The organism is Paenibacillus sp. JNUCC 35 (genome assembly GCF_058269095.1).
In genome coordinates this window covers 3,260,829-3,281,444 of record NZ_CM177771.1, presented here as the reverse complement: position 1 = coordinate 3,281,444, position 20,616 = coordinate 3,260,829, and the positions used below count along the sequence as shown (strand labels likewise).

The 20,616-nt window shown below is 53.7% G+C and carries 20 protein-coding genes; 11 read left to right on the top strand and 9 right to left on the bottom strand.

What is annotated here, in order from left to right; all coding sequences use genetic code 11:
- Positions 1-9 precede the first annotated feature (9 nt).
- The 11 genes from AC2TF6_RS14890 to AC2TF6_RS14840 all read left to right on the top strand — a co-directional run bounded on the left by AC2TF6_RS14890 (position 10) and on the right by AC2TF6_RS14840 (position 12,565).
- Positions 10-1,176, top strand: coding sequence for a cytochrome P450 (locus tag AC2TF6_RS14890; protein ID WP_491307402.1), 1,167 nt, complete (start codon positions 10-12; stop codon positions 1,174-1,176).
- A 34-nt stretch (positions 1,177-1,210) separates the two neighbouring features.
- On the top strand, positions 1,211-2,131 hold the full coding sequence (locus AC2TF6_RS14885) for a 3-oxoacyl-ACP synthase (protein ID WP_491307401.1): 921 nt from the start codon (positions 1,211-1,213) through the stop codon (positions 2,129-2,131).
- 13 nt (positions 2,132-2,144) lie between these two features.
- The gene (locus AC2TF6_RS14880; RefSeq protein ID WP_491307400.1) at positions 2,145-3,326 is read left to right on the top strand and encodes an aminotransferase class III-fold pyridoxal phosphate-dependent enzyme; all 1,182 of its coding nucleotides are present in this window, start codon (positions 2,145-2,147) and stop codon (positions 3,324-3,326) included.
- A 21-nt stretch (positions 3,327-3,347) separates the two neighbouring features.
- Positions 3,348-4,034, top strand: a complete 687-nt coding sequence (locus AC2TF6_RS14875; RefSeq protein ID WP_009673861.1) for an RraA family protein — start codon at positions 3,348-3,350, stop codon at positions 4,032-4,034.
- A 62-nt stretch (positions 4,035-4,096) separates the two neighbouring features.
- On the top strand, positions 4,097-5,857 hold the full coding sequence (locus AC2TF6_RS14870) for a thiamine pyrophosphate-binding protein (RefSeq protein ID WP_491307399.1): 1,761 nt from the start codon (positions 4,097-4,099) through the stop codon (positions 5,855-5,857).
- A 32-nt stretch (positions 5,858-5,889) separates the two neighbouring features.
- Complete coding sequence (locus AC2TF6_RS14865; RefSeq protein ID WP_491307398.1) at positions 5,890-6,708, top strand: methyltransferase domain-containing protein; 819 nt, start codon at positions 5,890-5,892, stop codon at positions 6,706-6,708.
- Positions 6,709-6,790: 82 nt separating this feature from the next.
- Positions 6,791-8,413, top strand: coding sequence for a citramalate synthase (gene cimA / locus AC2TF6_RS14860; protein WP_491307397.1), 1,623 nt, complete (start codon positions 6,791-6,793; stop codon positions 8,411-8,413).
- 35 nt (positions 8,414-8,448) lie between these two features.
- A complete protein-coding gene (locus AC2TF6_RS14855; protein WP_491307396.1) occupies positions 8,449-9,705 on the top strand; it encodes an MFS transporter in 1,257 nt (418 codons plus the stop codon).
- Positions 9,706-9,756: 51 nt separating this feature from the next.
- The gene (locus AC2TF6_RS14850; protein ID WP_491307395.1) at positions 9,757-11,178 is read left to right on the top strand and encodes an FAD-dependent oxidoreductase; all 1,422 of its coding nucleotides are present in this window, start codon (positions 9,757-9,759) and stop codon (positions 11,176-11,178) included.
- Positions 11,179-11,235: 57 nt separating this feature from the next.
- Positions 11,236-11,538, top strand: a complete 303-nt coding sequence (locus AC2TF6_RS14845) for a Dabb family protein (protein ID WP_009673837.1) — start codon at positions 11,236-11,238, stop codon at positions 11,536-11,538.
- Positions 11,539-11,800: 262 nt separating this feature from the next.
- Positions 11,801-12,565 carry a hypothetical protein gene (locus AC2TF6_RS14840; RefSeq protein ID WP_491307394.1) on the top strand — a complete coding sequence of 255 codons (765 nt, stop codon included), beginning with the start codon at positions 11,801-11,803 and terminating at the stop codon, positions 12,563-12,565.
- Positions 12,566-12,586: 21 nt separating this feature from the next.
- Here AC2TF6_RS14840 and AC2TF6_RS14835 read toward each other — a convergent pair whose 3' ends face one another.
- From AC2TF6_RS14835 to AC2TF6_RS14795, 9 genes are all read right to left on the bottom strand, one after another.
- Positions 12,587-13,195, bottom strand: a complete 609-nt coding sequence (locus AC2TF6_RS14835; protein WP_491307393.1) for a flavin reductase family protein — start codon at positions 13,193-13,195, stop codon at positions 12,587-12,589.
- 77 nt (positions 13,196-13,272) lie between these two features.
- On the bottom strand, positions 13,273-13,965 hold the full coding sequence (locus AC2TF6_RS14830) for an ArsR/SmtB family transcription factor (protein WP_491307392.1): 693 nt from the start codon (positions 13,963-13,965) through the stop codon (positions 13,273-13,275).
- 384 nt (positions 13,966-14,349) lie between these two features.
- A complete protein-coding gene (locus AC2TF6_RS14825) occupies positions 14,350-14,844 on the bottom strand; it encodes a GNAT family N-acetyltransferase (protein WP_491307391.1) in 495 nt (164 codons plus the stop codon).
- A 125-nt stretch (positions 14,845-14,969) separates the two neighbouring features.
- Positions 14,970-16,070 (bottom strand): GerAB/ArcD/ProY family transporter, encoded by a 1,101-nt coding sequence (locus tag AC2TF6_RS14820; protein WP_491307390.1) that lies wholly within the window; start codon positions 16,068-16,070, stop codon positions 14,970-14,972.
- Between the two features lie 32 nt (positions 16,071-16,102).
- Entirely contained in the window at positions 16,103-16,294 is a 192-nt protein-coding gene (locus AC2TF6_RS14815) for a hypothetical protein (RefSeq protein WP_376131082.1), read from the bottom strand.
- A 42-nt stretch (positions 16,295-16,336) separates the two neighbouring features.
- On the bottom strand, positions 16,337-17,485 hold the full coding sequence (locus AC2TF6_RS14810; protein WP_491307389.1) for a Ger(x)C family spore germination protein: 1,149 nt from the start codon (positions 17,483-17,485) through the stop codon (positions 16,337-16,339).
- 1 nt (position 17,486) lies between these two features.
- The gene (locus AC2TF6_RS14805; protein ID WP_491307388.1) at positions 17,487-18,932 is read right to left on the bottom strand and encodes a spore germination protein; all 1,446 of its coding nucleotides are present in this window, start codon (positions 18,930-18,932) and stop codon (positions 17,487-17,489) included.
- 216 nt (positions 18,933-19,148) lie between these two features.
- Positions 19,149-19,592 (bottom strand): carboxymuconolactone decarboxylase family protein, encoded by a 444-nt coding sequence (locus AC2TF6_RS14800; protein WP_491307387.1) that lies wholly within the window; start codon positions 19,590-19,592, stop codon positions 19,149-19,151.
- Positions 19,593-19,707: 115 nt separating this feature from the next.
- Positions 19,708-20,574 (bottom strand): RNA polymerase sigma-70 factor, encoded by an 867-nt coding sequence (locus tag AC2TF6_RS14795; protein WP_491307386.1) that lies wholly within the window; start codon positions 20,572-20,574, stop codon positions 19,708-19,710.
- Between the last annotated feature and the right edge of the window lie 42 nt (positions 20,575-20,616).

Genomic DNA, 20,616 nt, shown 5'->3' with positions numbered 1-20,616 from the left:
GGTGATCTTATGAGAAGCGAAGCGACTCCTCTCGTCATTGATTATATGTCCACCGAGTTCCGGCAGGACCCCTGGCCGCTGTATACCGCTTTAAGACAGGAGGAGCCGATTCACTGGTCGGAAAAACAGCAGTGTTACTTTCTCAGCAAGTTTAAACATATCAAGCAGATCCTGCTCGATACGGAAAACTTTACGGTCGAGCATCCGTTCCGGACGACCCGCCATTTGTTCGGCTCCACGATCATTGATATGGACGGCAAGAAGCACAGTGAAAGACGCCCGATCATGAGCAACCAGTTCAAGCCCAGCGCGATGCAAAAAGGGATGGAAGACGCCGTCAGGCAGGTCATTAAGCGGATTGTGGACGGAATTCCTTCCGGCCGTGAGGTCGATTTTATCCAAGAAGTCGCGATTCCCATTCCGATGACCATCATCATGGAAGCAATCGGTCTGCCGGCGGAGGATGCCATGTGGGTCTATCACAAGATGCGGCCGATTATTATCCATCTGGATAATCCCAAAAGCCATTTTCAGGCCGCCCTGGAAGCTAGCGATGAACTGTACGCTTACATCGAGAACTTCGTGCGTGGCGGAACTTCCCGGGGCATGATCGCCCATTTCCGTGCGGCTGTGGAGAAGGGGCAGTGGACTCAGGAAGATATGAACCGCCACATTCTGCTTCTGCTGTCTGCCGGTTCCGAGACGACGGCCTGCTCTATTGCCAATATCATGGCCATTCTGCTGGACAAACCGGAAGAGCTGGCGCGCGTGATGGAGGATGGCGAGTATCTGAAGTCTGCTGTTCAGGAAAGCCTGCGTTGGCAGCCCCCTCTTCATACGACGACCCGGATATGCAAAAAAGATTATGAGCTGGACGGGGTTGTCATCCCGAAAGGGAAGTTTGTTATCCTTCTTTTGGCCAGCGCCAACCGGGATGAGGAGATGTACGATAATCCGGCCCAGTGGATTCCTTCCCGCAAAGAAAAAGCGAATTTATCGTTCTCGATGGGCTCCCACAATTGCCTCGGGTTTAACCTGGCGAAGCTGGAGCTTGAGGAAACGTTCCTGCAGCTGTTCAACCGGTTCAGCGGAGTAAAGCTTGCCCAAAACGAGCGTCCTGTCATTCAAGGACAAACTTTCCGTATACCGCAGAAGCTTCTGCTTACCTTTTCGTAAAGCAGGATGCGATAGAGAAGAAACGAGGTTAGCTATGGTCGGAATCAGTCATGTGCATTATGTGTTGGGCGATTACAAACCTTTGACGGAGATCCCGGAGATGGATACTTCCAAAGAAAATTTAGCCAAATTCCGGATCAACGGGGTCCGTCAATACTGCGGGTCGTATAAGACCATGTACCAGCTCGCGCTGGAGACGGCCACGGCTACTCTGGAAAAAAGCGGATTGGACAAAAGTTCGATCGGCGCCGTTTTCTTCGCTACTGGCAATCATCACTGCAAGGAGCTGCACGAAGAGGATTTTGCCGGGCGGCTTCTAGACGAGCTTGGACTTGGCAGCGCGTTTTTTTACGGGGTATTCATGCAGTACTGCGCAAGCGTTGCGGCAGCCCTTCAACTGGCGGGGCAGTTTGCGGAAGCGAACGGCACGAACGTCCTGCTCGTGAGCGCGGATAAAATCCTCGATTACGGACCTATCGTGCGCATCATCCCCGGCGTGATCGGCCTGCACAGCGATGGTGCCGTTTCCTGCATCGTGACGGGCCGGAATCCCCAGTTTACGATGACTCCTTTTCAGACGCTTCAGGATTCTTCTTCATGGCGGCTAATGTACGGCCAGGAGAAGAAAGGGCTGCAGGACAGTTTTCTTACGAATTCCCGTCTTGTCATCTCGCGGGTTCTCGAAGCGAACAACCTGCCCAAAGAGAGCATTCATCATGTGGTGACGAACAATTTTAATTTCACCATTTCCAAAAACCTTTCGGTGTACTGGGAAATTCCGTACGAGAAATTTTTCAGCCTGAACATCCCGAGAACGGCTCACTGTCCGGCCGGAGACGTGTTTATCAATCTTCTGGATATGAAGACGGCTGGAATTATTTCCAGGGGAGATTCGATCCTGACGTTCTTTCCGGCTCCCCATTCGTGGATGGGAACGCTATTGACTAAAAATTGAAGGAGCTGAGCCCATGACGTTGAGCGTTTTTGATGAAAAGTCAATTTATGGTGCGGATTATTATCTGGCCGGTTCCAAGAACGAATTTCTGATCCTGGAAGATCGCGAAGGAAGACGGAAGCATTATATCGACTGCATGAGCGCCTACGCATCGGTGAATTTCGGTCACTGCAACCCGGATATCGCTCCGTTCCGCGAGCTGCGCTCGGATATTGCGGCCTGCTTTTACCCGAAAGAAGCGGAGCAGTATGCACAGTGGCTTCTCGGCAAGCTCAAGGCTCCCGGCTACGAGCTCCTGTTTCAAGTCGGCGGCAGTATGGCCGTATCTACGGCACTTTCCATCGGCCAGCGCGTGAGAGAAGGCAAAATCGCCTATCTCAAAGGCTCTTTCCACGGACTGGGCCTTGATGCGCTTGCCGTTACGAGTGTGCACAAAAATTTTGCCTTGCAGCAAACGTCCCTGTTGGGCGAGCTTGAAAAGCACTGCATCGAAATCGAGCCGGGGCAGACGGATATTCCGTGGGAGACGATTTCGACCTTTATCTACGAGCCGGTGCAGGGAGCCAACGGCTACATCCCCCTCCCGGCGAAGTGGCTGACCGATACGGCCGCCGAAGCCAGGCGGCATGGTGTGGTCGTCGTTTCCGATGAGATCCAGTGCGGCTTTTACCGTCATGGTCACCTAAGCGTGTCCTGCCATCTCGGAATAGAAGCGGACATTTACTTGTTCAGCAAGTCGATGACCAACGGGCTGTACCCGTTCTCCGCCGTTGTATACCGGGGCTCGTTGAAGGAATCGATCCCGGGCTCGCTGTTTCTCGCGCATACGTTCCAGACTTCATCGCTGGGCTGCTTCGCGGCGATGGCGGTCGCCGAATATATCGACGCCAGCCGACCGGAAGAGCTGTGCGGCGAGATCGAGGCGCTGATCCGCGAGCATTTCCCATTCGAGCTTCCCCTGCTGCGGGACGTTCATCTGACGGGTCCGACTCTTTCCTTCGAAGTCGAAGGGGTTTCCGGGAAGTCCATCGTCCAGCAGTGCCTCGAACGCGGAATTCTGATTTTCACGGGCGGCCCTGTCGGACAACGAATCCGTTTCGCCCCGCCTCTGACGATTGAGAAGACGAATCTGGTGTACGCCATCAAACAGCTTGCCGATGTGCTGACGCACGCAGGCGCAGTTCATACCCTATAACCCTGAAGGAGTGTGCTGAACATGATTACGGAAGAGAAGGGCATCGACTTATCTACGATCGAGCAGGTCAGACGCCAGTTTGCCAACATCGGCTGCGCTCAGCTTAACGATGCTTCCCAGAAGTATACCGTTCCGTTTCCGACGACATTTCAGAACCGGACGCGTCATCTTAAGCTGTGCGGACCTGTGTATACGGTCAACACGGACAACGACATGCTGCCGGGTTTGGAGGCGCTCAGCAAGGCACCTCAGGGTAGCGTCTTGTTCTTGAACAATGTGAACGAACGTTCCGAAGCGCTTGCGGGAGATATTTACGTCCTGGAAGCGATCCGCCGGAAGCTGGGCGGTCTTGTCATCAACGGCGCCGTCCGGGATATCGACGATATCAACAAACTGGACTTTCCCGTCTTCTCTACGGAAGTCACTTACGTATCGGCCAAAACGGCGGTTAAGCCTGCGACGAAAGTGCCGGACACGGTTCAGGCCGGGGATATCGTTATCGAGCCGCAGGACTGGATTTTTGGAGATAACGACGGGCTGCTGCTCATTAAGCGCAAATATTTAAACGCGGTTCTTCAGGGAGCCCTTTATGTCGAACAGAGGGAAGAAGAATTGAAGAAAGAAATTTTAAGCGGCAAAAGCATGGCATCCCTTACGGGGCTGGACGATTATCTCGCCGGCAAGGGACCGCTGAAATTTGATGTCTAGGGCGGGATTTCGCATCCGTCCCGTTATTCTTCCATTTCCGTTAGAAGAAGGGGAATAAAACGATGTATATCAAGGAAATTGTCGCGCTTTGGTTAAAACGGATGGGCATCCATACGGTCTTCGGAATCCCCGGAAGCTATGTGCTTCCGATGATCGACGAAATTTCGCGCAAGGAAATCCGGTTTGTGCTTTCTCAGCACGAGTACGGTGCGGCGCTGATGGCGGACGGATTTGCCAAAGCCGGCGCAGTACCCGCCTGCGTCATCACGACGACGGGGATAGGAGCCACGAATGCGCTCAGCGGCATTGTGAACTCTTTCACAGATTCGCAGCCCGTTATACTTCTGACCGGTCAGGTTCCCATATCGACTTACGGGAAAGGCGCCCTCCAGGAGTGCGTCGGCGAGGGGCGCACGTTCGATCTGGAAGCTTTGATGTCCAACGTGACCAAGTATTCCAAACTGGTCGAGTCTGCAGACCACCTGCTCGATACGTTGAAGGAAGCGGAGATGCACCTATGGTCGGGACGCAAAGGGCCCGTACATATCTGCATACCGATTGACGTTCAGTTCACGGAAATACATTTTGAAGGGTTTGAGCCGTTCGCCTTCCCGAAACCGACTGAAATCGTTGACGCGGCCGGAGAAGAAGTGAGCCGGCTCGGAAATCTGCTGAAAGAATCGCAGAAGCCCTTGCTGCTGCTCGGAGCCGGTGCAAACTACAGCCACAACGAAGAAGTCGTCGAGCAGATTGCGGACCTGGGAATTCCGGTAGCCACGACGCTCAGAGGAAAGGGGATTCTCAGCGAAAATCATCCGCATGCTCTCGGCTGTACGGGGCTGCACGGGAAATCGGCCGCCAATTATTATTTGTACCGGGAAGCGGATCTCGTCATCGCGGTCGGCGTGTCCATGAGCGAGTTTACGACGCAGGGCTGGGATTCCATTTTCGATAAAGCTCCGCTTGTGCAGGTCGACATCGACCCGAAGCAGATCGGCAAAAACTACAAGGTGCGCATAGGCATTGCTGCGGATTCGGAGACTTTCCTGCTTGCTCTGTACGATCTGCTGGAGGAAGCTTCGTGGGAGAAAGCGACGGCGGCGCTGCGGCAGTCCAAGCACAAATTTGCCGATGCCGACCGCGAGAAGGATTTGTCTTACGTCTCCGCCGTCGAAGGCAAGCTGCATCCGGTGCAGGTCATCGAAACGCTGCAAAAACTGCTTCCGCTCGATAATACGATCTGGGTAACGGACCCGGTCTCGTGGACCGAAACCCATTTGCTTTCGAAAGGCGCGGGCACGTATATCGAAGGCTTGAACGGTGCGGCTATCGGGTATGCGCCTCCGGCCGCGATCGGCGCCAAATGCGCCAAACCCGATTCGTATGTCGTCTCCATCTTCGGTGACGGCGGCTTCCGCCAGACGGCGCTGGAGATGGCGACGGCCACGTCCCACGAAATACCGGTGCTCTGGCTCAATTTGAACAACGAGAAGTTCGAGTCCATCAACAACGCGCAGAAATCCTACTACAAAGGGAACGTGGTAGGAACGTCGTATAAACCGATCGACTATGTGGCCTTTGGCGAGTCGATGCTGATCGATACGATCCGTGTAACAACGGTAGAGGAGCTTCAGGAGGCGGCTAAATCGTTTCTTCATGCAGAGCGGCCGCTGCTTTTGGATATTCAAATCGTGGGTTCGGTCGTATCCGCGCCTAAATTCAGACAGCTTGCCAGGTACAAAACATGGAAGCTCACGACAAGCCGGAAGTCTTCCGAGGATATGAAAGAAATCGTCAGTTATTTTCTGAAAAACCGGTATTAAAAAGCGGGGTACGCACGAAAGGAGACGCGCTTATGAGCGGTGGAATAACGGAGAACAGAGCCAGACTGGACGGTTCCGCGGCCAGTGTGCGGAGCGTGTTCGACGCAAGGACGGTGGGATCCTCGCACCGGAGACTGGCTGAGCTTCTCGAGCCGGGACAGTCGGTACTCGATGCCGGCTGCGGGACTGGAGCTATTACGAAAGGCATCGCGGAGGCGGTCGGTGAAGAAGGCCGTGTCGTCGGAATCGACAATAACGAAGGACTGATCTCTTACGCCCGGGAAACCTTCGGCGGGCAGGCGCCGCTTGCCTTCGAAACGGCGGACATCCACTATTTGCCGTACAGGGGCGAATTCGACATCGTGACGACGGCCCGCGTGCTTCAATGGCTGGCCGATCCCCGGCAGGCGCTCGGCCAGCTCATCGAAGCCGCGAAACCGGGCGGCCGCGTGATCGTGCTGGACTATAATCACGACAAGATCAGCTGGCAGCCGGAGCCGCCCCCAAGCATGAAGGCCTTCTATGCGGCCTTTCTGAAATGGCGTTCCGATGCGGGAATGCGCAACGGGATAGCCGACGAGCTTCCCGGCGTTTTCGCGGACCTGGGGCTCGTGGATATCCGAAGCAGCGAACAGCACGAAACCGTGACGCGTGAAGACGGGAACTTCCTCCAGCAAGCCGGAATCTGGGCGGACGTTGCGGCAACCCGCGGTGTCCAGATGGTTGCGGACGGCTACTTGTCCGAGCAGGAACGGGCGGCCGCCGAAACCGAGTACCGGCAGTGGGTGCAGACGGAAGCGGTCTCTCAGACGATGTATATGCTTGCCGTCGAGGGAGTTAAGCCGGAATAATCCCAGCCGAAAACGGACCGGGGGCTGTCTGGCAGGCGGTCCCCGGCAGTGGTCGGCGGAGATTTTCAAGCGGGAGGGAGATATGGACAATCGGATTACGATCTTGGATACGACATTGCGGGACGGCACGCAAGGAGAAGGTGTCAGCCTGACAGTCGAGGATAAGCTGAAAATCGCCAAACGGCTGGATATGCTGGGTATTGCTTTCATCGAAGGGGGCTGGCCCGGGAGCAACCACAAGGATGTGGAATTTTTTATCCGCGCCAGAGAGTTGAACCTGCACCAGGCCAGAATTACGGCATTCGGCTCCACCAGGCGCAAGAACAGCTCGGCCGAACGTGACGCGAACCTCCGGCAGCTGCTGGATATCGGGGTAGGCACGGCGGCGATTTTCGGTAAATCGTGGGACTTTCAGGTCCAAACGGCGATCCAGACGACGCTTTCCGAAAACTTGAGCATGATCGAAGACACGGTCCGGTTTCTTAAACGCAGCGGAACCGGTGTGATCTACGATGCGGAGCATTTTTTCGACGGCTACAAGAGCAACCGCGCTTACGCCATGTCGACCATTCGCAAAGCTTACGAAGCCGGGGCCGACTGGATCGTTCTCTGCGATACGAACGGGGGAACACTCCCTCACGAGATCGCGGCGATAGTCGCTTCCGTGAAAGAACAATTGGACTGCCCGCTCGGCATTCATGCCCATAACGATTGCGAGCTCGCCGTGGCGAATACGATTGCCGCCGTCATGGCGGGCGCCGCACAGGTGCAGGGAACGATCAACGGCTATGGCGAAAGATGCGGCAACGCAAATCTCATCTCGGTTATTCCGAACCTCCAGCTCAAGCTGGGTCTGCCGGTTATAACCGCGGAGCAGCTTGCCGGACTTACAAGTACGGCGCGTTATGTGAGCGAGATTGCGAACATGCATATGCCCGTCAATCAGCCTTTTGCCGGACATGCGGCCTTTGCTCACAAGGGCGGTGTCCATGTCTCGGCTATTTTGCGCGATTCGAGCACGTATGAGCACATAGCGCCCGGACTGGTGGGGAACAGGCAGCGGGTTCTGGTTTCCGAGCTTTCCGGCCAGAGCAACCTTGTTTTCAAGGCGCAGGAGCTCGGTCTGGAGCTGGAAGCGAACAACCCGAATACGAAGATCCTTATCGAACGTGTCAAGGAGCTTGAGCATCAGGGCTACCAGTTTGACGGAGCCGACGCTTCTCTAGAGCTTCTGATCCGGAGTGTTCACGGGAATCTGGAAGAAATCCTAACCCTGGAGTCGTTTAAAATAACCGTCGTCAAATCCGTCGATCAGGCGATTTTATCCGAAGCGGTTGTGAAGGTCAAGGTACACGGAGAGTCGGTGTACAACGCCGCCGAAGGCAACGGGCCGATCAATGCGCTGGATAACGCACTGCGTAAATGCCTGATGCAGCACTATCCGAGTCTTCAGACGATGCACCTGTCGGACTACAAGGTCCGCGTGCTCGACGATAAAGACGGTACCGCCACGAAAGTCAGGGTTCTGATCGAATTCTCGGACCGCGAAGAAACCTGGAGCACGGTCGGCGTCTCCGAAAACATTATCGAAGCCAGCTGGCAGGCTTTGTGCGACAGCATCCGCTATGCGCTGCTGGATGTCAAGCCTGCGCTGAACAAGCGGGCCGAGGGAGTTAAAGAAGCCGTCGGTCTCGTTAATCACTGACATACTAGTCAAACGGATAGAGAGAGGTGAGCACCATGTCTACGAAACAACCCAAAGAAGGGGAAGCGGCTCATGCTTCCGGTGCCGGGATTCAAGGACCCGAACGGACCCGGATGCCGCTGGCCGTTTATTTCCTGGCTGTGAGTATTTTCATTATTTGTACTGCCGAGCTTCTGCCGATGGGGCTGCTGCCGCAGATTGCCCGGGATTTCAACATGAATGTGTCGAGCGCGGGACTGCTTATTACGGTTTACGCACTCGGCGTCGCGATCGGCGGCCCCCTGATTACGGCCGCGACGGGAAGAGTCGAGAAGAAGAAGCTGTTGATCGCACTGCTTCTCCTGTTCGTTGTCGGATCTTTGATCAGCGCGGTTACGACCAACTATTATCTGCTGATGGTCGGCCGGCTGTTCTGCTCGTTTTCCCACGGGACGCTTGTCGGTGTGGCCATCGTGGTGGTCCAGCGGCTTGCGCCTCCGGGTAAAGAAGGCAGTGCCATTTCCTATTTAACCGTGGGTTTGACGGTAGCCACCATATTGGGCGTTCCGGTAGGAACCTTTATCGGTAACAGCTACGGCTGGCGGATGTCCTTCTATGCCTTGACGATTGCGGCTGCCATCTGTGTTATCGGAATGGCATGGCTCGTCCCAACGATCAAGTCCGGAAAAGCCGTCGGAATGGCTAAACAAACCCGTGAAATTTTCCGTGCCAAACCCCTTGTCGCCTTGATGACGACGGTTTTCAGCTCCGGCGGTTTGTTTGCCGGTTATACGTATATCGCGCCTTACCTTGAAGAAATTACAGGCTTCACCCCGACGGCGGTTTCTCCCATTATGCTCGCGTTCGGGATCGGTTCCGCCATCGGCAACATCGCCAGCGGAAAGCTGGCCGATAAGGGCCTGATGAAAACATTACTCGGTTCGCTGGCAGCCATGATCATCACGATGACGGCTTTCGCTCTGCTCGGGCAGGTGCCTATCCTGGCGGTGATTTTCTCCTTCCTCTGGGGACTGACCGGTTTCGCTATCGTAACACCGCTGAATATGCTTGTCCTGCGGAAAGCCGGAGACGCTGCGGATCTGGCGGCTTCTCTCAATATTTCCGCCTTTAATGTAGGCAGTGCCATCGGAGCCGCAGTGGGCGGAGTTGCCATCAATACCGCGCTCGGACTCCGGGGAGCACCATTGTCCGGCGTAGCCATCGGTTTGATCGGCGTCCTGTTCGCCGTTACGCTGATATGGATGGACCGCAAATCAGCCTGGCGGCAGACCGTAACCAAAAGCAGCACCTGAACGAACGGCGGATCAGTTGGGGACTTTTAGACGGGAAGGAAGTGTGGCGGAATGAATGATTTCAAGATGGAGCAGGGCAAGCCGCGCAAAGCAATCGTCATCGGCAACAGCATGGCCGGAAAACTGGCTGCTCGGGTTCTGTCCGATTACTTCGATACAGTGACGATTATCGAGCAGGACCCTCAGCCGGAGGGGCCTTACCCTCGTAAAGGCACACCGCAGAGCTATCATACCCACGGGCTTTTAAAAAGCGGAGAAAATACGCTCGACAAGTTTTTTCCCGGTATTATGCAGGAGCTGGAGGGGCACGGTGGGGAAAGGCTCGATTTTATCCGGGACATTTCCTGGGTTTACCAGAACTTTCACTTTGTCCGGTTCAACAGCGGGTTCGAGGTTGTTTCCCAAAGCCGGCCCCTGCTGGAATGGCGAGTTCATCAGCGGCTGCTGCAGCGCTCCAACATCGAATTCGCTTATTCGCACAGAGTCGTTCAGTATATCAGCAGCCCCGGTGAGAACCGCTTTACGGGTGTCGAGACGGAGAATCTGGTTACCAAGCAATCCGAGCGTCTGGAGGCGGACCTGATCGTCGATGCGGCGGGTTCGGCGACTAAAACGCCGGATCAGCTTCTGAAACACGGCTTTGATTCCCTTCCGCAATCCGAAGTGCATATCAATCTGGCTTATGCCACACGGATGTACGAGCGCGATCCTTCCGTAAGCCATGATTACAAGTCCGTGATCGTTTTTCCGAATCCGCCGGAAGTGTCCAAAGGCGGCCTGACATTCCCGATTGAAGGCGACCGTTGGTCCGTTACCCTCGTCGGATACGGAGACGGAAATCATCCGCCGCGCGATGACCAGGGATTCCTGAATTTCGCCAAGTCCCTTACACATCCGCATTTGTACGACCATATCAAATCGCTTAAGCCTGCGGGCGATATTCATGTGTACCGGTTTCCGAGCCAAGTGCGCCGGCATTACGAGAAACTCGACCGTTTCCCGTCAGGACTTGTCGTCATCGGGGATGCCTTCTGCCGGTTTAACCCGGTTTTCGGGCAGGGCATCAGCATCGCTTGCCTGGAAGCGCTGGAACTGCAGAAAGTTCTGCAGGAAGTACGTGCGGGCAAGATCAAGGCCGAAGCGATTCCGATCGCTCTCCACAAGCGGTTGTCGGCGCTCGTTGAGCCTACGTGGATGACGGCGACCTCTGATGCGTTTTTGTATCCGAATACGAAAGGAAAGAAACCCGGGGGCCTCGGTTTTATGCAGTGGTACGTCCGCAGGCTGTACCGTCTGTCGGAGTATGACCAGGACGTGTACGGGAAGTTTATCCGCATCCTGCACATGGTAGAAAAACCGACCGAACTGTTTAAGCCGGCGATGATTTACAAAGTCATGCGGGCCAAAATGCCCAAGCCCGATAAAAGGCCGCCCGGCAGTCCCGTAAACCGGGATCGCGAACAAACCTTATAATCCGTGATCGTTTGAAATATAAACGGACGACTAAACCGAATGAACGGGGGAACTTAAATGAGCACCATTCGTCATCTGGTTTTATTCAACCTGAAGCATGAGGAGGGTTCGGCCGAAGCGGAAAAGTTTCTGAGCGACGGAAGAGAACTGCTCGCCTCCATACCGCAGGTGCAGAAGCTTCAAGTTTTACGGCAGATCAGCCTGGAAAACGACTATCAGTACGCGTTCTCGATGGAGTTTTCCAGCCAGAGCGACTATGACGAGTATACTGCCGTTCCGCGGCATATCGAGTTTGTGGAGCAGCGGTGGCTGCCGGAAGTGGTACGTTCCTTTGAAGCGGATTTCGAAGTGCACAGCTAAACTCCGGCAGGCAGCGCAGCCCGATTTATACGGAATTTCAAAAGAAGCACCTTTCATGACGGTCGTAAGAAAAACCGGATTGAAGAGGTGCTTCTTTTTGCTGCCGGGACGGGAGGACCTATAAAAGTTAGAACTGTTTGACCAGCGGGTCTTTTGGTATTCTCGGCATGAGGGAGACGACGAGGGAACGTTACTTCCAGGCAAAAAGTTTCCGATTAACAACGAACACGCTGAAATTGCGATAAAAAAAGGGGGAGCACCTATGAAAGATAGAGAGGGGATTAGGAGAAAACAGATCTGGAGCTTTATTCTTTCCAAGCTGGCCGCAGCCGGTACATTGTTCACTGTTTTTGTGATCATAGCCCTTGAAGATGATGCGGGTTTATACCAAATTTCGGAAGCGGCGAGGTTTCCCTATCTTTGGTGGCTTGTTTATGGATATGCCGTTATGTATTCCAGTCTTGTCGAGCTGATTCTATTCAAATTTTTTCCGCAGGCAAAGGTTGGGGTAAGGATGATCGTTTACGGTGCCGGAGGATTTGCTCCGTTTGTCGTGTTTGTTTTCAATCCCTTTTATATAGCGATTTCCGGACTAATCGGTTCGGTTTGCGCGCTTTTTTTCTATGCGGCGGATTCTTTGTACAGAAGAACGAAGATAATGTCGGCGGTGGCAGGACTATGTATACCGGCTGTCTTGCTTGTATTGGCAGGGGGCGATTTCACGGAAACGAAACAGTGGCGGGAGATTCGGACCCATTCGTCTTACGAGGTAAGCTTTGCCTATTTCAACGGGGAAAAAGCTGTTCCGATTCCCATAAAAAAGGGAGAAACAGCTCTGTTAACCTACTCGTGGACGATGAAAAACGGCGGATACGGAGTCCGGTTTACGGACGTAAAGCAGGTGCCCGGAGATCCGCCCGGAGATAACAAGATTCGCATCCGTGCCCCCGAATCCGGTATTTCTTCCCTTATTCTTACGGGAGATCACGCGGAAGGAACGTTCCGGATGGAATGGAAGGCAGAATAAGAAGCGTCCGTACATGCCGATTCAGGTTTCGGACTTGAAGGACTTGCCTTTCTCCGCATCCAAGCCGAAGTAATGCCGGAAGCTGTAAATGAGCGGATTCCATGCGGCTGGGTTCACATAATGTTCCCCCAGCACGATCCGTTCTTCGGCGTGTACGGCGCGGGATTCGGTTTCCACGATGCAAAAGCCGTCGCTCGGGTGCACCTGAACGAGAGCGGCTTCGATTTGCAGGGGGCATTCCTGAATTCTCAGGGGCTTCACGCATGCGGACGGAAGAGGGGTGAAGCCGGCGGCCGCAAACTTGTCTCTCTCGAACCGGTACAACTCGCGTTTATTGTCCGGGACGGGGGATTTGCCGGTCAGCGGGGCCAGCTTCTCGACTTGTTCCCACAGCGAGCTGTCCGGCAGGTTGATTACGCATTCACCCGTTCGGGACAAATTTTCCAGCCCTTTTCCGCCGTTTCCGATGCCGAGAATAATCCGGCTGCCGAGCGCCCAGGCGGACGACAACGGGGAGATATTCGTGCTTCCGTCCTCGCTCAAAGTGGTGAGGAGAACGACCGGCGTTCCGAAATAAAGAATCGAAGGCCGAATCGTCCGAAACGTTTCCTGTACTTCTTGTTTGATCATTCTTATCACCTCGCAAGAAGTATACATGATGGACTATTCGGCCCCCGTCGAATTATTCATGCAAGCTCAGCGCGTTTTCACGGCAGATTCAGGTCTACCCCTAAATGCCTCAGTCCGTCATGCCCTGTGTCCGTGATCCGGACGGCCCGCCCGCCGGGGATCCGCTCGATCCATTCCCGCCGGAACAACTGCTCCGTCAAGGCGGCGCCGAGGCTTCCGGCGATGTGGTACCTGCGTTCGCTCCAGTCCAAGCAGCACTTGGCGAATTGTCTCCGGCTTCTGCGGAGCTCCGCGCAGTTGATGCCGAAGGCTCGGAGAAAGATTTCGCCTTTCTCCGTAACCGTAAAATCGCGGCCGGACTGGCCGATGACGCCCGTCTCAAGCAGGCGGTCCGCCAGCGCGACTCCCGCTTCCCCCGCGAGATGGTCGTAGCAGGTGCGGGCGAAGCGCAGATGATTAAGCCGGTCGTGCTCCCGCAGCGACTTGACCGGCTTTGGCCGCGCCAGTGTATTCAGCGCTTCAAGCGCATCGGCGACCTCCGGGCCCGCAAGCTTGTAGTACCGGTGGCGACCCGAGAGCTCGACCGTGAGCAGGCCGCCTTCCACCAGCTTGGCCAGGTGCGAGCTGGCCGTCTGGGGAGTGATGCGGGCGGCTCCGGCCAGCTCGCTGGCCGGCATGCATTTGCCGCTCAGAAGCTCCAGCAGCATCTGCATCCTCGACGGTTCTCCGATTAAGCCTGCCAAGGCTATCGTATCGGGTGAAGCTTTCATGTTCGCATCCCTCCAATGCAGTTGCATCTCCTATTCCTACGATAGCACATCCACTATTCGGCCGGGATCGAAATTTAACCGTGCTGTACAATGGTGGTTTGATATCTCTTGGACGGGCGATGCAGGTGAAATGATAAGAAAAAAGAGCCTAGGAAGGCTCTTTTAAATAATTAACCTTATTAAATAATCCTTGTAGTTAACGAGGTTAATTGAATTTATAATTAATGAGATTAATTATAATCGATCAGACTCTCAAAATTTCTTTCACTGTCCCATAACTGGCAGCGTTACCCGCTAAAATTCCGAAATTTTATGCAAAAAAGTACGCCAACTTTTTCGTTTCAAAAACCAGGCACAGCCGCCGGCTGCCGCATCTGTCTTTGATTACAGCGGCAGGGTAAGAATGTGCTGAGGGCCCAGCGGGCCGATCTTGGTCCGTCCGTGATCCTCGAACCCGCATTTCAAATACAAATTCCGTGCCGGAATATTTTTCATATTGACCCCGAGGCCGACAATCCGAGCCAGAGGAAACTGTTTTCTCACAAAATCGGGAAGGAGAAGCAGCCCCTGCTTGGCGTAGCCTTTTCCCTGTTCCGCATGGTTGACCGAGAAAGCTCTCACTACGATAGTCTGCGGGTCGTCCGAATAGAGGGCGATTTCTTCACCGTCGTACAAAACAAAAAAACCGACCGGTTTGGAATCGGCCATAATAACAACCGGATAGCGGTGGGGATCTTGTGCCGCCGACTTCAGCACTTCATGAGGCAGGGCGCTGAACTGCAGCTGCTCGTCCGGCAAATAATAGGAACGGAGCCCGTCTTCGTACTCAGTTTTGTAAAAATTCAAGAGAACAGTTGATTTTGCCGCAAATGTTGACATGATATCTCTCCAGTTTACATTGGGAATGAGCGCCATAACCGAAGGCAGCGCTCTTACAGAATATCACAGCGCAAAGTGATTTTGTATGGAGAGGTTAGTTGAAATGGAGAAATACATCTGTTTATTTAATGGTTTGTAAAAAGTTTTTTGCCAAATTTAATTCTCGCATAAGCAATAACCGCGTAATAAACGGGCAGAGCGTCCACCAATACCCAAAATATGACGATGGAAGGGATGTTCATTTCAGTAAGAAAACGGGTTGTGTCCCGGGAATATTGAAGTGCCACAACAACTGCGGTCCCGCCCAGGAGAGGAAGGATCGCTTTTCTCGTTTGAAATTTAAACAGCTCTGCCGCACATTTGGTCCCTATATACAGGAGAAATGCATCATGAATGAACATGGATGTCGTCCACAAGCCGATCAGCAGGGGATCCGCATTGCCGAGAAATCCGCTTAACGTTGAACTTCGAATCAATTCGAGCAGGGGATACTGAATACGACTCCCGTAGTAAGAGCCGAAATTAAACAAAGTCAGCATCCATTGCATGGTCACGGCAAACGTCACGAGCAGACAGGCCGAGAGCAGGTTGCGAAGCGTTTTGGGGCCGAATTTCAAATGGGGCACTATAAATAAAAAAACGAACCATTCGCCAAACCAGGAAACGGCGGTAAAGGAATCCCGCAACGCCAAGCCCATTTTGTGATGGGTCCATAAGGCGGGGAACATTTGAAAATCGGCGTTCGCCGAAAACAAGCCCAAAATGATGGCGATCCCGATTATCGTAATGAGGAAAAGCCCGTCCGCCATATAGACAATCGAGACTAATCCCCAGCGCGCCGTAATCACGATAACCAGCCCGATGATAAGCTGCAGGAACCATTGAGGCGTTTCTCTCATATAAATCGATCCGTAGAACAGCGTGAAACTTTCGATATCAATCGAAACGTAATAGACACACCAGAACAGCACAACGAACAAAAAGAAGCGGTGCGGCCATTTTCCGATAATTTGCTCGCCGGACTGAACCCAAGGCACATCAGGGTTTAAGCGGCCGATATAGACCGTGCAGCAGAGGAATAAAGCGCTGATAAGCCCTCCCAGAAGCAGGGAGATCCAGCCCTGATAGCCGGAGGTTGAAATCAGAGGGGTAATAAGAAAAGCGATTGGCTGAGAAATCATGTAAATCATGGCAAACCGGAACGTCTGCCAGGACGTCGAGCGCATGCGACCACCTCCTTCAATTAGAAATAAGAAGCTTACTCCAGCCAGCCAAGCAGCAGATGCATGAGCTGATTGGGCTGGGGCCACCACGTAAAGACGGAGGCGAGAATGCTCCAACAACCCAGCACCGAGAAAAGAACCCAGAATTTGACGGTATCGCCGGGAGGTCTGGGGTTGGTTCTAACCCATTCCAGCAAGCCGATAGCGAAAAAAGCCACAGCGATCATAGCGGATTTTCCTTCCCTTAGAATGACGGACCGAATTGACCGTTAAAATTGAATTCCGATCTGTTTCACATTTATCTCGCATTTAAATTCGATATCGAGGTCGTTCTTATAATAATCGCCCCAGTTTTCTCGCTTTTTCTCCCAAAATTTAGGGTAATTCCATTCAAGCAGCATGCCAAGCTGCAGGACATCCGACCCTGCTTCTCGTGTTTTGGCGAATGCGCTTTTTAACTGTTTTTCGATTTTCTCACGCAACTTCTGTTCAAGGATAGCTTTCATTTCATTCTCGTCGCGGTGCATGGGATCCCTTTTGTGGACCAGTTCTCCGTCGCCTTTAAGGGTCAGCGTGAACCGGGGACCGTCCGGTCCCATCCGGACCGATTTTTTGCTCGTCAAATGATTAAAGAGGATGTCCGCCTTACTTTGACCGTTGTCCCAGGATAGGGTGTACACTTGCCTGCCCAATCTGCCCAAAGCCCAGGCAATGGCTCTGCCTTCCGCACTCGGAAGTACCCCCGTGAGCTTATCGTTGTTATATAAGGCTACTCCTTGAATGCCCGCCCATGGCCCAACCTCTCCGTTCTCGCTAGCCATTTTCATCACGCCCGTCGACAAGTAATTGGTTGCGACCCCCTGACCGGAAGCTTCCGCTATCAAGCACTCCTTTACGCTCGTATCCAGCATCGCTCGTTGCTGGGACATTTTGAGCATCACTTCCGCCGGCATCTTTTCGTAAACGGGCGTAAGTTCCGCTATCTCTCTTGCCTTGTCCGGTGCGGTATTCACAATAGCGCTGATATGAAAAGTAGGTTCTCTTTGCATCCAGCTCAGCATATCTTTGATCCCGCTCTCCGCGTATTGTCTACCGACAGTAACGACCCGGGTGTGCCCGAAGTTAATCTTCCTGGTCAGATCTCGCTGAATGAGCATGAGGGCTTGCGGAATCGAAGTGCCTTGCTTGCTGATCACGGCGTATGGTTTTCCGTTGGCAGTGCCGCTGCCGGCCTGTTGACCGGACATAAGGCGGTTCGGCAGCGGGCTGCTGATGGTAACTTCTACCTTATCGGGAGTGTCCCCTTGATCGATGTACATGGCAAAAATAAACGTTTGTTCGTCGATTTCGACCTTCGACCAGCAGCCTGTCATCAGCAGAAGCGGAAGCAGGGCAAGGAAAAGTCTTATCCGCCTCATGTTATTTCTGCCTCCTGAAGTTCCGGTCGATGTACGCTTTGGAACGCTTGGTCATAAGAGACGAGGGCACGCGCATAAAGATGTCTTTCCAGTCCCGGAGAACCAGCGGCGCGAGCGGACTTAGGTAAGGGGCACCGAACGACCTTAGACTCGTGAGATGACCGTACACAATGAATGTGGCGATGAAAACACCGATGAGGCCCGTCGTTCCTCCGAGCAGCAGGAGCGGGAAACGCAGCAGCCGAAAGGCGAGGCCCAGCTCGAAATGGGGGATGATATAGGACGCGATCCCTGTGATGGATACGACGATGACCATAGGGGCCGATACGATTCCCGCTTGTACAGCCGCCTGTCCGATCACGATGGCGCCGATGATCGAAATCGTCTGGCCGACCGGCTTCGGAATGCGTGTCCCGGCCTCGCGCAGCCCTTCGAAGGTCAGCTCCATAATAAGAGCTTCCGTCAGTGCGGAGAACGGAATATTCTCGCGGGCCGCCGAAATCGTAAGCAGCAGATCCGACGGGATGATTTCAGGCTGAAACGTAGTGATCGCCACGTATAAGGAAGGTAGGAGCATCGAAATCAAGGCAAAGAAGATCCGGACCAGCCGTATCCAGCTTGCCGATAAATAGCTCTGGTAGTAATCCTCGGAAGACTGGAGCAGGGAGAAGAGCGTCACGGGTACGAGAAGCGCGGACGGTGTCCCGTCTTGCATGAGAGCGACACGGCCTTCCAGCAAGGAAGCGGCGACGGAGTCCGGCCGTTCCGTATATTGGAATTGAGGGAAGGGCGTTTTGTTTCCTTTCTTCATCTGCTCCGAAAGGTAGCTGATTCCGAGTACTCCGTCGATGGAAATTTCCCGGATTCCCTTATCGAGATCTTTTAAAATTTCCGGTTTGCAAAGTCCTTCGATATAAACCATATAGACAGTCGTCTGCGTATAAGTGCCCACGGTATATTTAACGGTTTTCAAATCCGGGTGCTTGATTTTGTGCCGGAGCAGGGACAAGTTACTGACGATATCTTCGATAAACGCCTCTTGGGGCCCGATAACGACCAGCTCGTTCTGGGACTCGGAAACCGCTCTTTTCTGATACTTGACGACATCGAAAACATAAGCGCAGCCCAGTCCTTCGATGCAGAGCGCCGCTTTTCCGTGCACGATTTCCCGGACGGCATCCTGGGAGGCATAAACCAGCTTCGCGGGAAGCGGGAACAAAGTCCCTTCGTCCAGCAGCTGAAGGAATTCCTCCCAATCATGGTCGCCCTGGGCTTCGGCAATGAGAGCGGAAGCGACCTTCTCTTGAAGTGTCTTCACATCGACGATCGATTGGATATAAATGAGCACGCAGGAACGTTCGTATAGGAGAAAAGGCTGATAAACCGTATCCTCACTTCCTGCTAGAAGTTGTTGTATATTTTCGTACATCAGACCTTTCATTTCCACGCATACCCCTCCTTTTTATCCGTCCGGTATCCTTTTTCTTTAGAATGCGGAAATATCTGCAAGTTATGCAGGAAAGCCGGACAAGCTTAAGGAAGGGGAGGCTGACAAAAGGTTTGGAGAACCTGCTGCTCAGACGCCTGCGCAAAGCAAATACTCCCTTGCCATAGAGACAAGGGAGTCTGGTTAGTCGCCTTCAAGGAAGGCCGGGGCTGGGGATCAGTCCGCGGCAGGCATCTTCCTGGCCGATACGGCCAGCCGGTTCCAGGCGTTTATGACGACGATGGCCATAATTATCTCGGATGTCTGAACTTCGTCGAAATAAAGACGGACTTCGTCGTAAACGTCGTTCGGGACATGGGTTTCGGCAACGAGCGTAACGGCTTCCGTCAATGCGAGCGCCGCACGTTCTTCCCGCGTGAAGAACGGTGTTTCGCGCCAGGCGTTCAAAGCGTAAATGCGCTGCTCGGTTTCCCCGTGTTTACGCGCGTCTTTCGTGTGTATGTCGATGCAGAAGGCGCAGCCATTGATCTGGGATGCGCGTATTTTGATCAATTCTTTCAGCGATTTGTCCAAGCTTGTGGAACCCAAGTACTGCTCCAGCCCCACCATGGCGGCATAACCTTTCGGAATCAGCTGATCCATTTGAAGACGTGTTTTCATCGTATATTCCTCCTCCTAATTGCATTCAAACCTATAACAGATCAGGAGGCCGTTTTGTGACAGAAAAAAGGAAGGAAGCAAAAAAAGTTTATCGCCTCCTTCCCCAGGGGTAACTCTATAGACGGATTCCGTGCAGCTTATCCGGATTGCTGACTATGAACAGGCGGTCTATCCGGCTCTGTTCCCAGTCCCACGTCATGCTGACCGCAAGAACCGGACGCTCGTCACGAATGAGGACGAAGCCCAGCTCTCCGTTGATCCGGGACGGGAGCAGGGAGCCGCTGAAATAACCGCGCGGCCATATGCCTTCGAACAGCGCCCGGATTCGGTGCGAGCCGTAAATGGGACGCAGCGCGCAGCGGACTTTGCCGCCGCCGTCCGTAACCAGAACGGCGTCCGCAGTCATTTGAGCGATAAAGTCTGCGAAATCGCCTGTTTTGGCCGCGTCGAGAAACAGCTTCACGAATTGTTCCTCCCGTTCGCTTTTGTGAAGGGGCTCCGCCTCCTTCCGGACAAGCTTCGCTTTAACGCGGCTATAAATCTTGCGGCAGTTCTCCTCGGACTTCTGGAGGGTATCTCCAATCTCCCGGTAACTGTATTCGAGCGCTTCACGCAGGATGAACACCGCACGCTCGACCGGATTGAGCCGCTCCATCATGACGAGCAGCGCGTAGGAGACGGTTTCCTGCTGCACTATCCGTTCGGCGGGGTCAAGACCCGGCCGGGCGGATACAGGCTCCGGAAGCCATTCGCCGGTATAGATTTCTCTGCGGCTGCGCGCGGATTGGAGAAAGTTGATACAGCGGTTGGTTACCGCTTTACATAAATAAGCTTTCATATTCCCGATACGGACCAGATCCTGCTGCTGGATCTCCAGATAAACATCCTGGATGATATCTTCAGCATCGTTCAGGGTTCCGAGCATCCGGTAAGCGATGGAATAAAGAAGAGAATGGTACTGCTTGTACAAGGCTTCCGTCATGGAATATTACCCTCCGTTGTCCTCATGACCTGTTCTTTTCTT

Excerpts from the sequence above, each read along its gene's own strand:
- AC2TF6_RS14885 (WP_491307401.1), top strand. The coding sequence starts at position 1,211 with ATGGTCGGAATCAGTCATGTGCATTATGTGTTGGGCGATTACAAACCT.
- AC2TF6_RS14870 (WP_491307399.1), top strand. The coding sequence starts at position 4,097 with ATGTATATCAAGGAAATTGTCGCGCTTTGGTTAAAACGGATGGGCATC.
- AC2TF6_RS14875 (WP_009673861.1), top strand. The coding sequence starts at position 3,348 with ATGATTACGGAAGAGAAGGGCATCGACTTATCTACGATCGAGCAGGTC.
- AC2TF6_RS14820 (WP_491307390.1), bottom strand. The coding sequence starts at position 16,070 with ATGCGCTCGACGTCCTGGCAGACGTTCCGGTTTGCCATGATTTACATG.
- AC2TF6_RS14855 (WP_491307396.1), top strand. The coding sequence starts at position 8,449 with ATGTCTACGAAACAACCCAAAGAAGGGGAAGCGGCTCATGCTTCCGGT.
- cimA (WP_491307397.1), top strand. The coding sequence starts at position 6,791 with ATGGACAATCGGATTACGATCTTGGATACGACATTGCGGGACGGCACG.
- AC2TF6_RS14865 (WP_491307398.1), top strand. The coding sequence starts at position 5,890 with ATGAGCGGTGGAATAACGGAGAACAGAGCCAGACTGGACGGTTCCGCG.
- AC2TF6_RS14850 (WP_491307395.1), top strand. The coding sequence starts at position 9,757 with ATGAATGATTTCAAGATGGAGCAGGGCAAGCCGCGCAAAGCAATCGTC.
- AC2TF6_RS14800 (WP_491307387.1), bottom strand. The coding sequence starts at position 19,592 with ATGAAAACACGTCTTCAAATGGATCAGCTGATTCCGAAAGGTTATGCC.
- AC2TF6_RS14845 (WP_009673837.1), top strand. The coding sequence starts at position 11,236 with ATGAGCACCATTCGTCATCTGGTTTTATTCAACCTGAAGCATGAGGAG.
- AC2TF6_RS14825 (WP_491307391.1), bottom strand. The coding sequence starts at position 14,844 with ATGTCAACATTTGCGGCAAAATCAACTGTTCTCTTGAATTTTTACAAA.
- AC2TF6_RS14880 (WP_491307400.1), top strand. The coding sequence starts at position 2,145 with ATGACGTTGAGCGTTTTTGATGAAAAGTCAATTTATGGTGCGGATTAT.
- AC2TF6_RS14795 (WP_491307386.1), bottom strand. The coding sequence starts at position 20,574 with ATGACGGAAGCCTTGTACAAGCAGTACCATTCTCTTCTTTATTCCATC.
- AC2TF6_RS14890 (WP_491307402.1), top strand. The coding sequence starts at position 10 with ATGAGAAGCGAAGCGACTCCTCTCGTCATTGATTATATGTCCACCGAG.
- AC2TF6_RS14815 (WP_376131082.1), bottom strand. The coding sequence starts at position 16,294 with ATGATCGCTGTGGCTTTTTTCGCTATCGGCTTGCTGGAATGGGTTAGA.
- AC2TF6_RS14830 (WP_491307392.1), bottom strand. The coding sequence starts at position 13,965 with ATGAAAGCTTCACCCGATACGATAGCCTTGGCAGGCTTAATCGGAGAA.
- AC2TF6_RS14835 (WP_491307393.1), bottom strand. The coding sequence starts at position 13,195 with ATGATCAAACAAGAAGTACAGGAAACGTTTCGGACGATTCGGCCTTCG.
- AC2TF6_RS14810 (WP_491307389.1), bottom strand. The coding sequence starts at position 17,485 with ATGAGGCGGATAAGACTTTTCCTTGCCCTGCTTCCGCTTCTGCTGATG.
- AC2TF6_RS14840 (WP_491307394.1), top strand. The coding sequence starts at position 11,801 with ATGAAAGATAGAGAGGGGATTAGGAGAAAACAGATCTGGAGCTTTATT.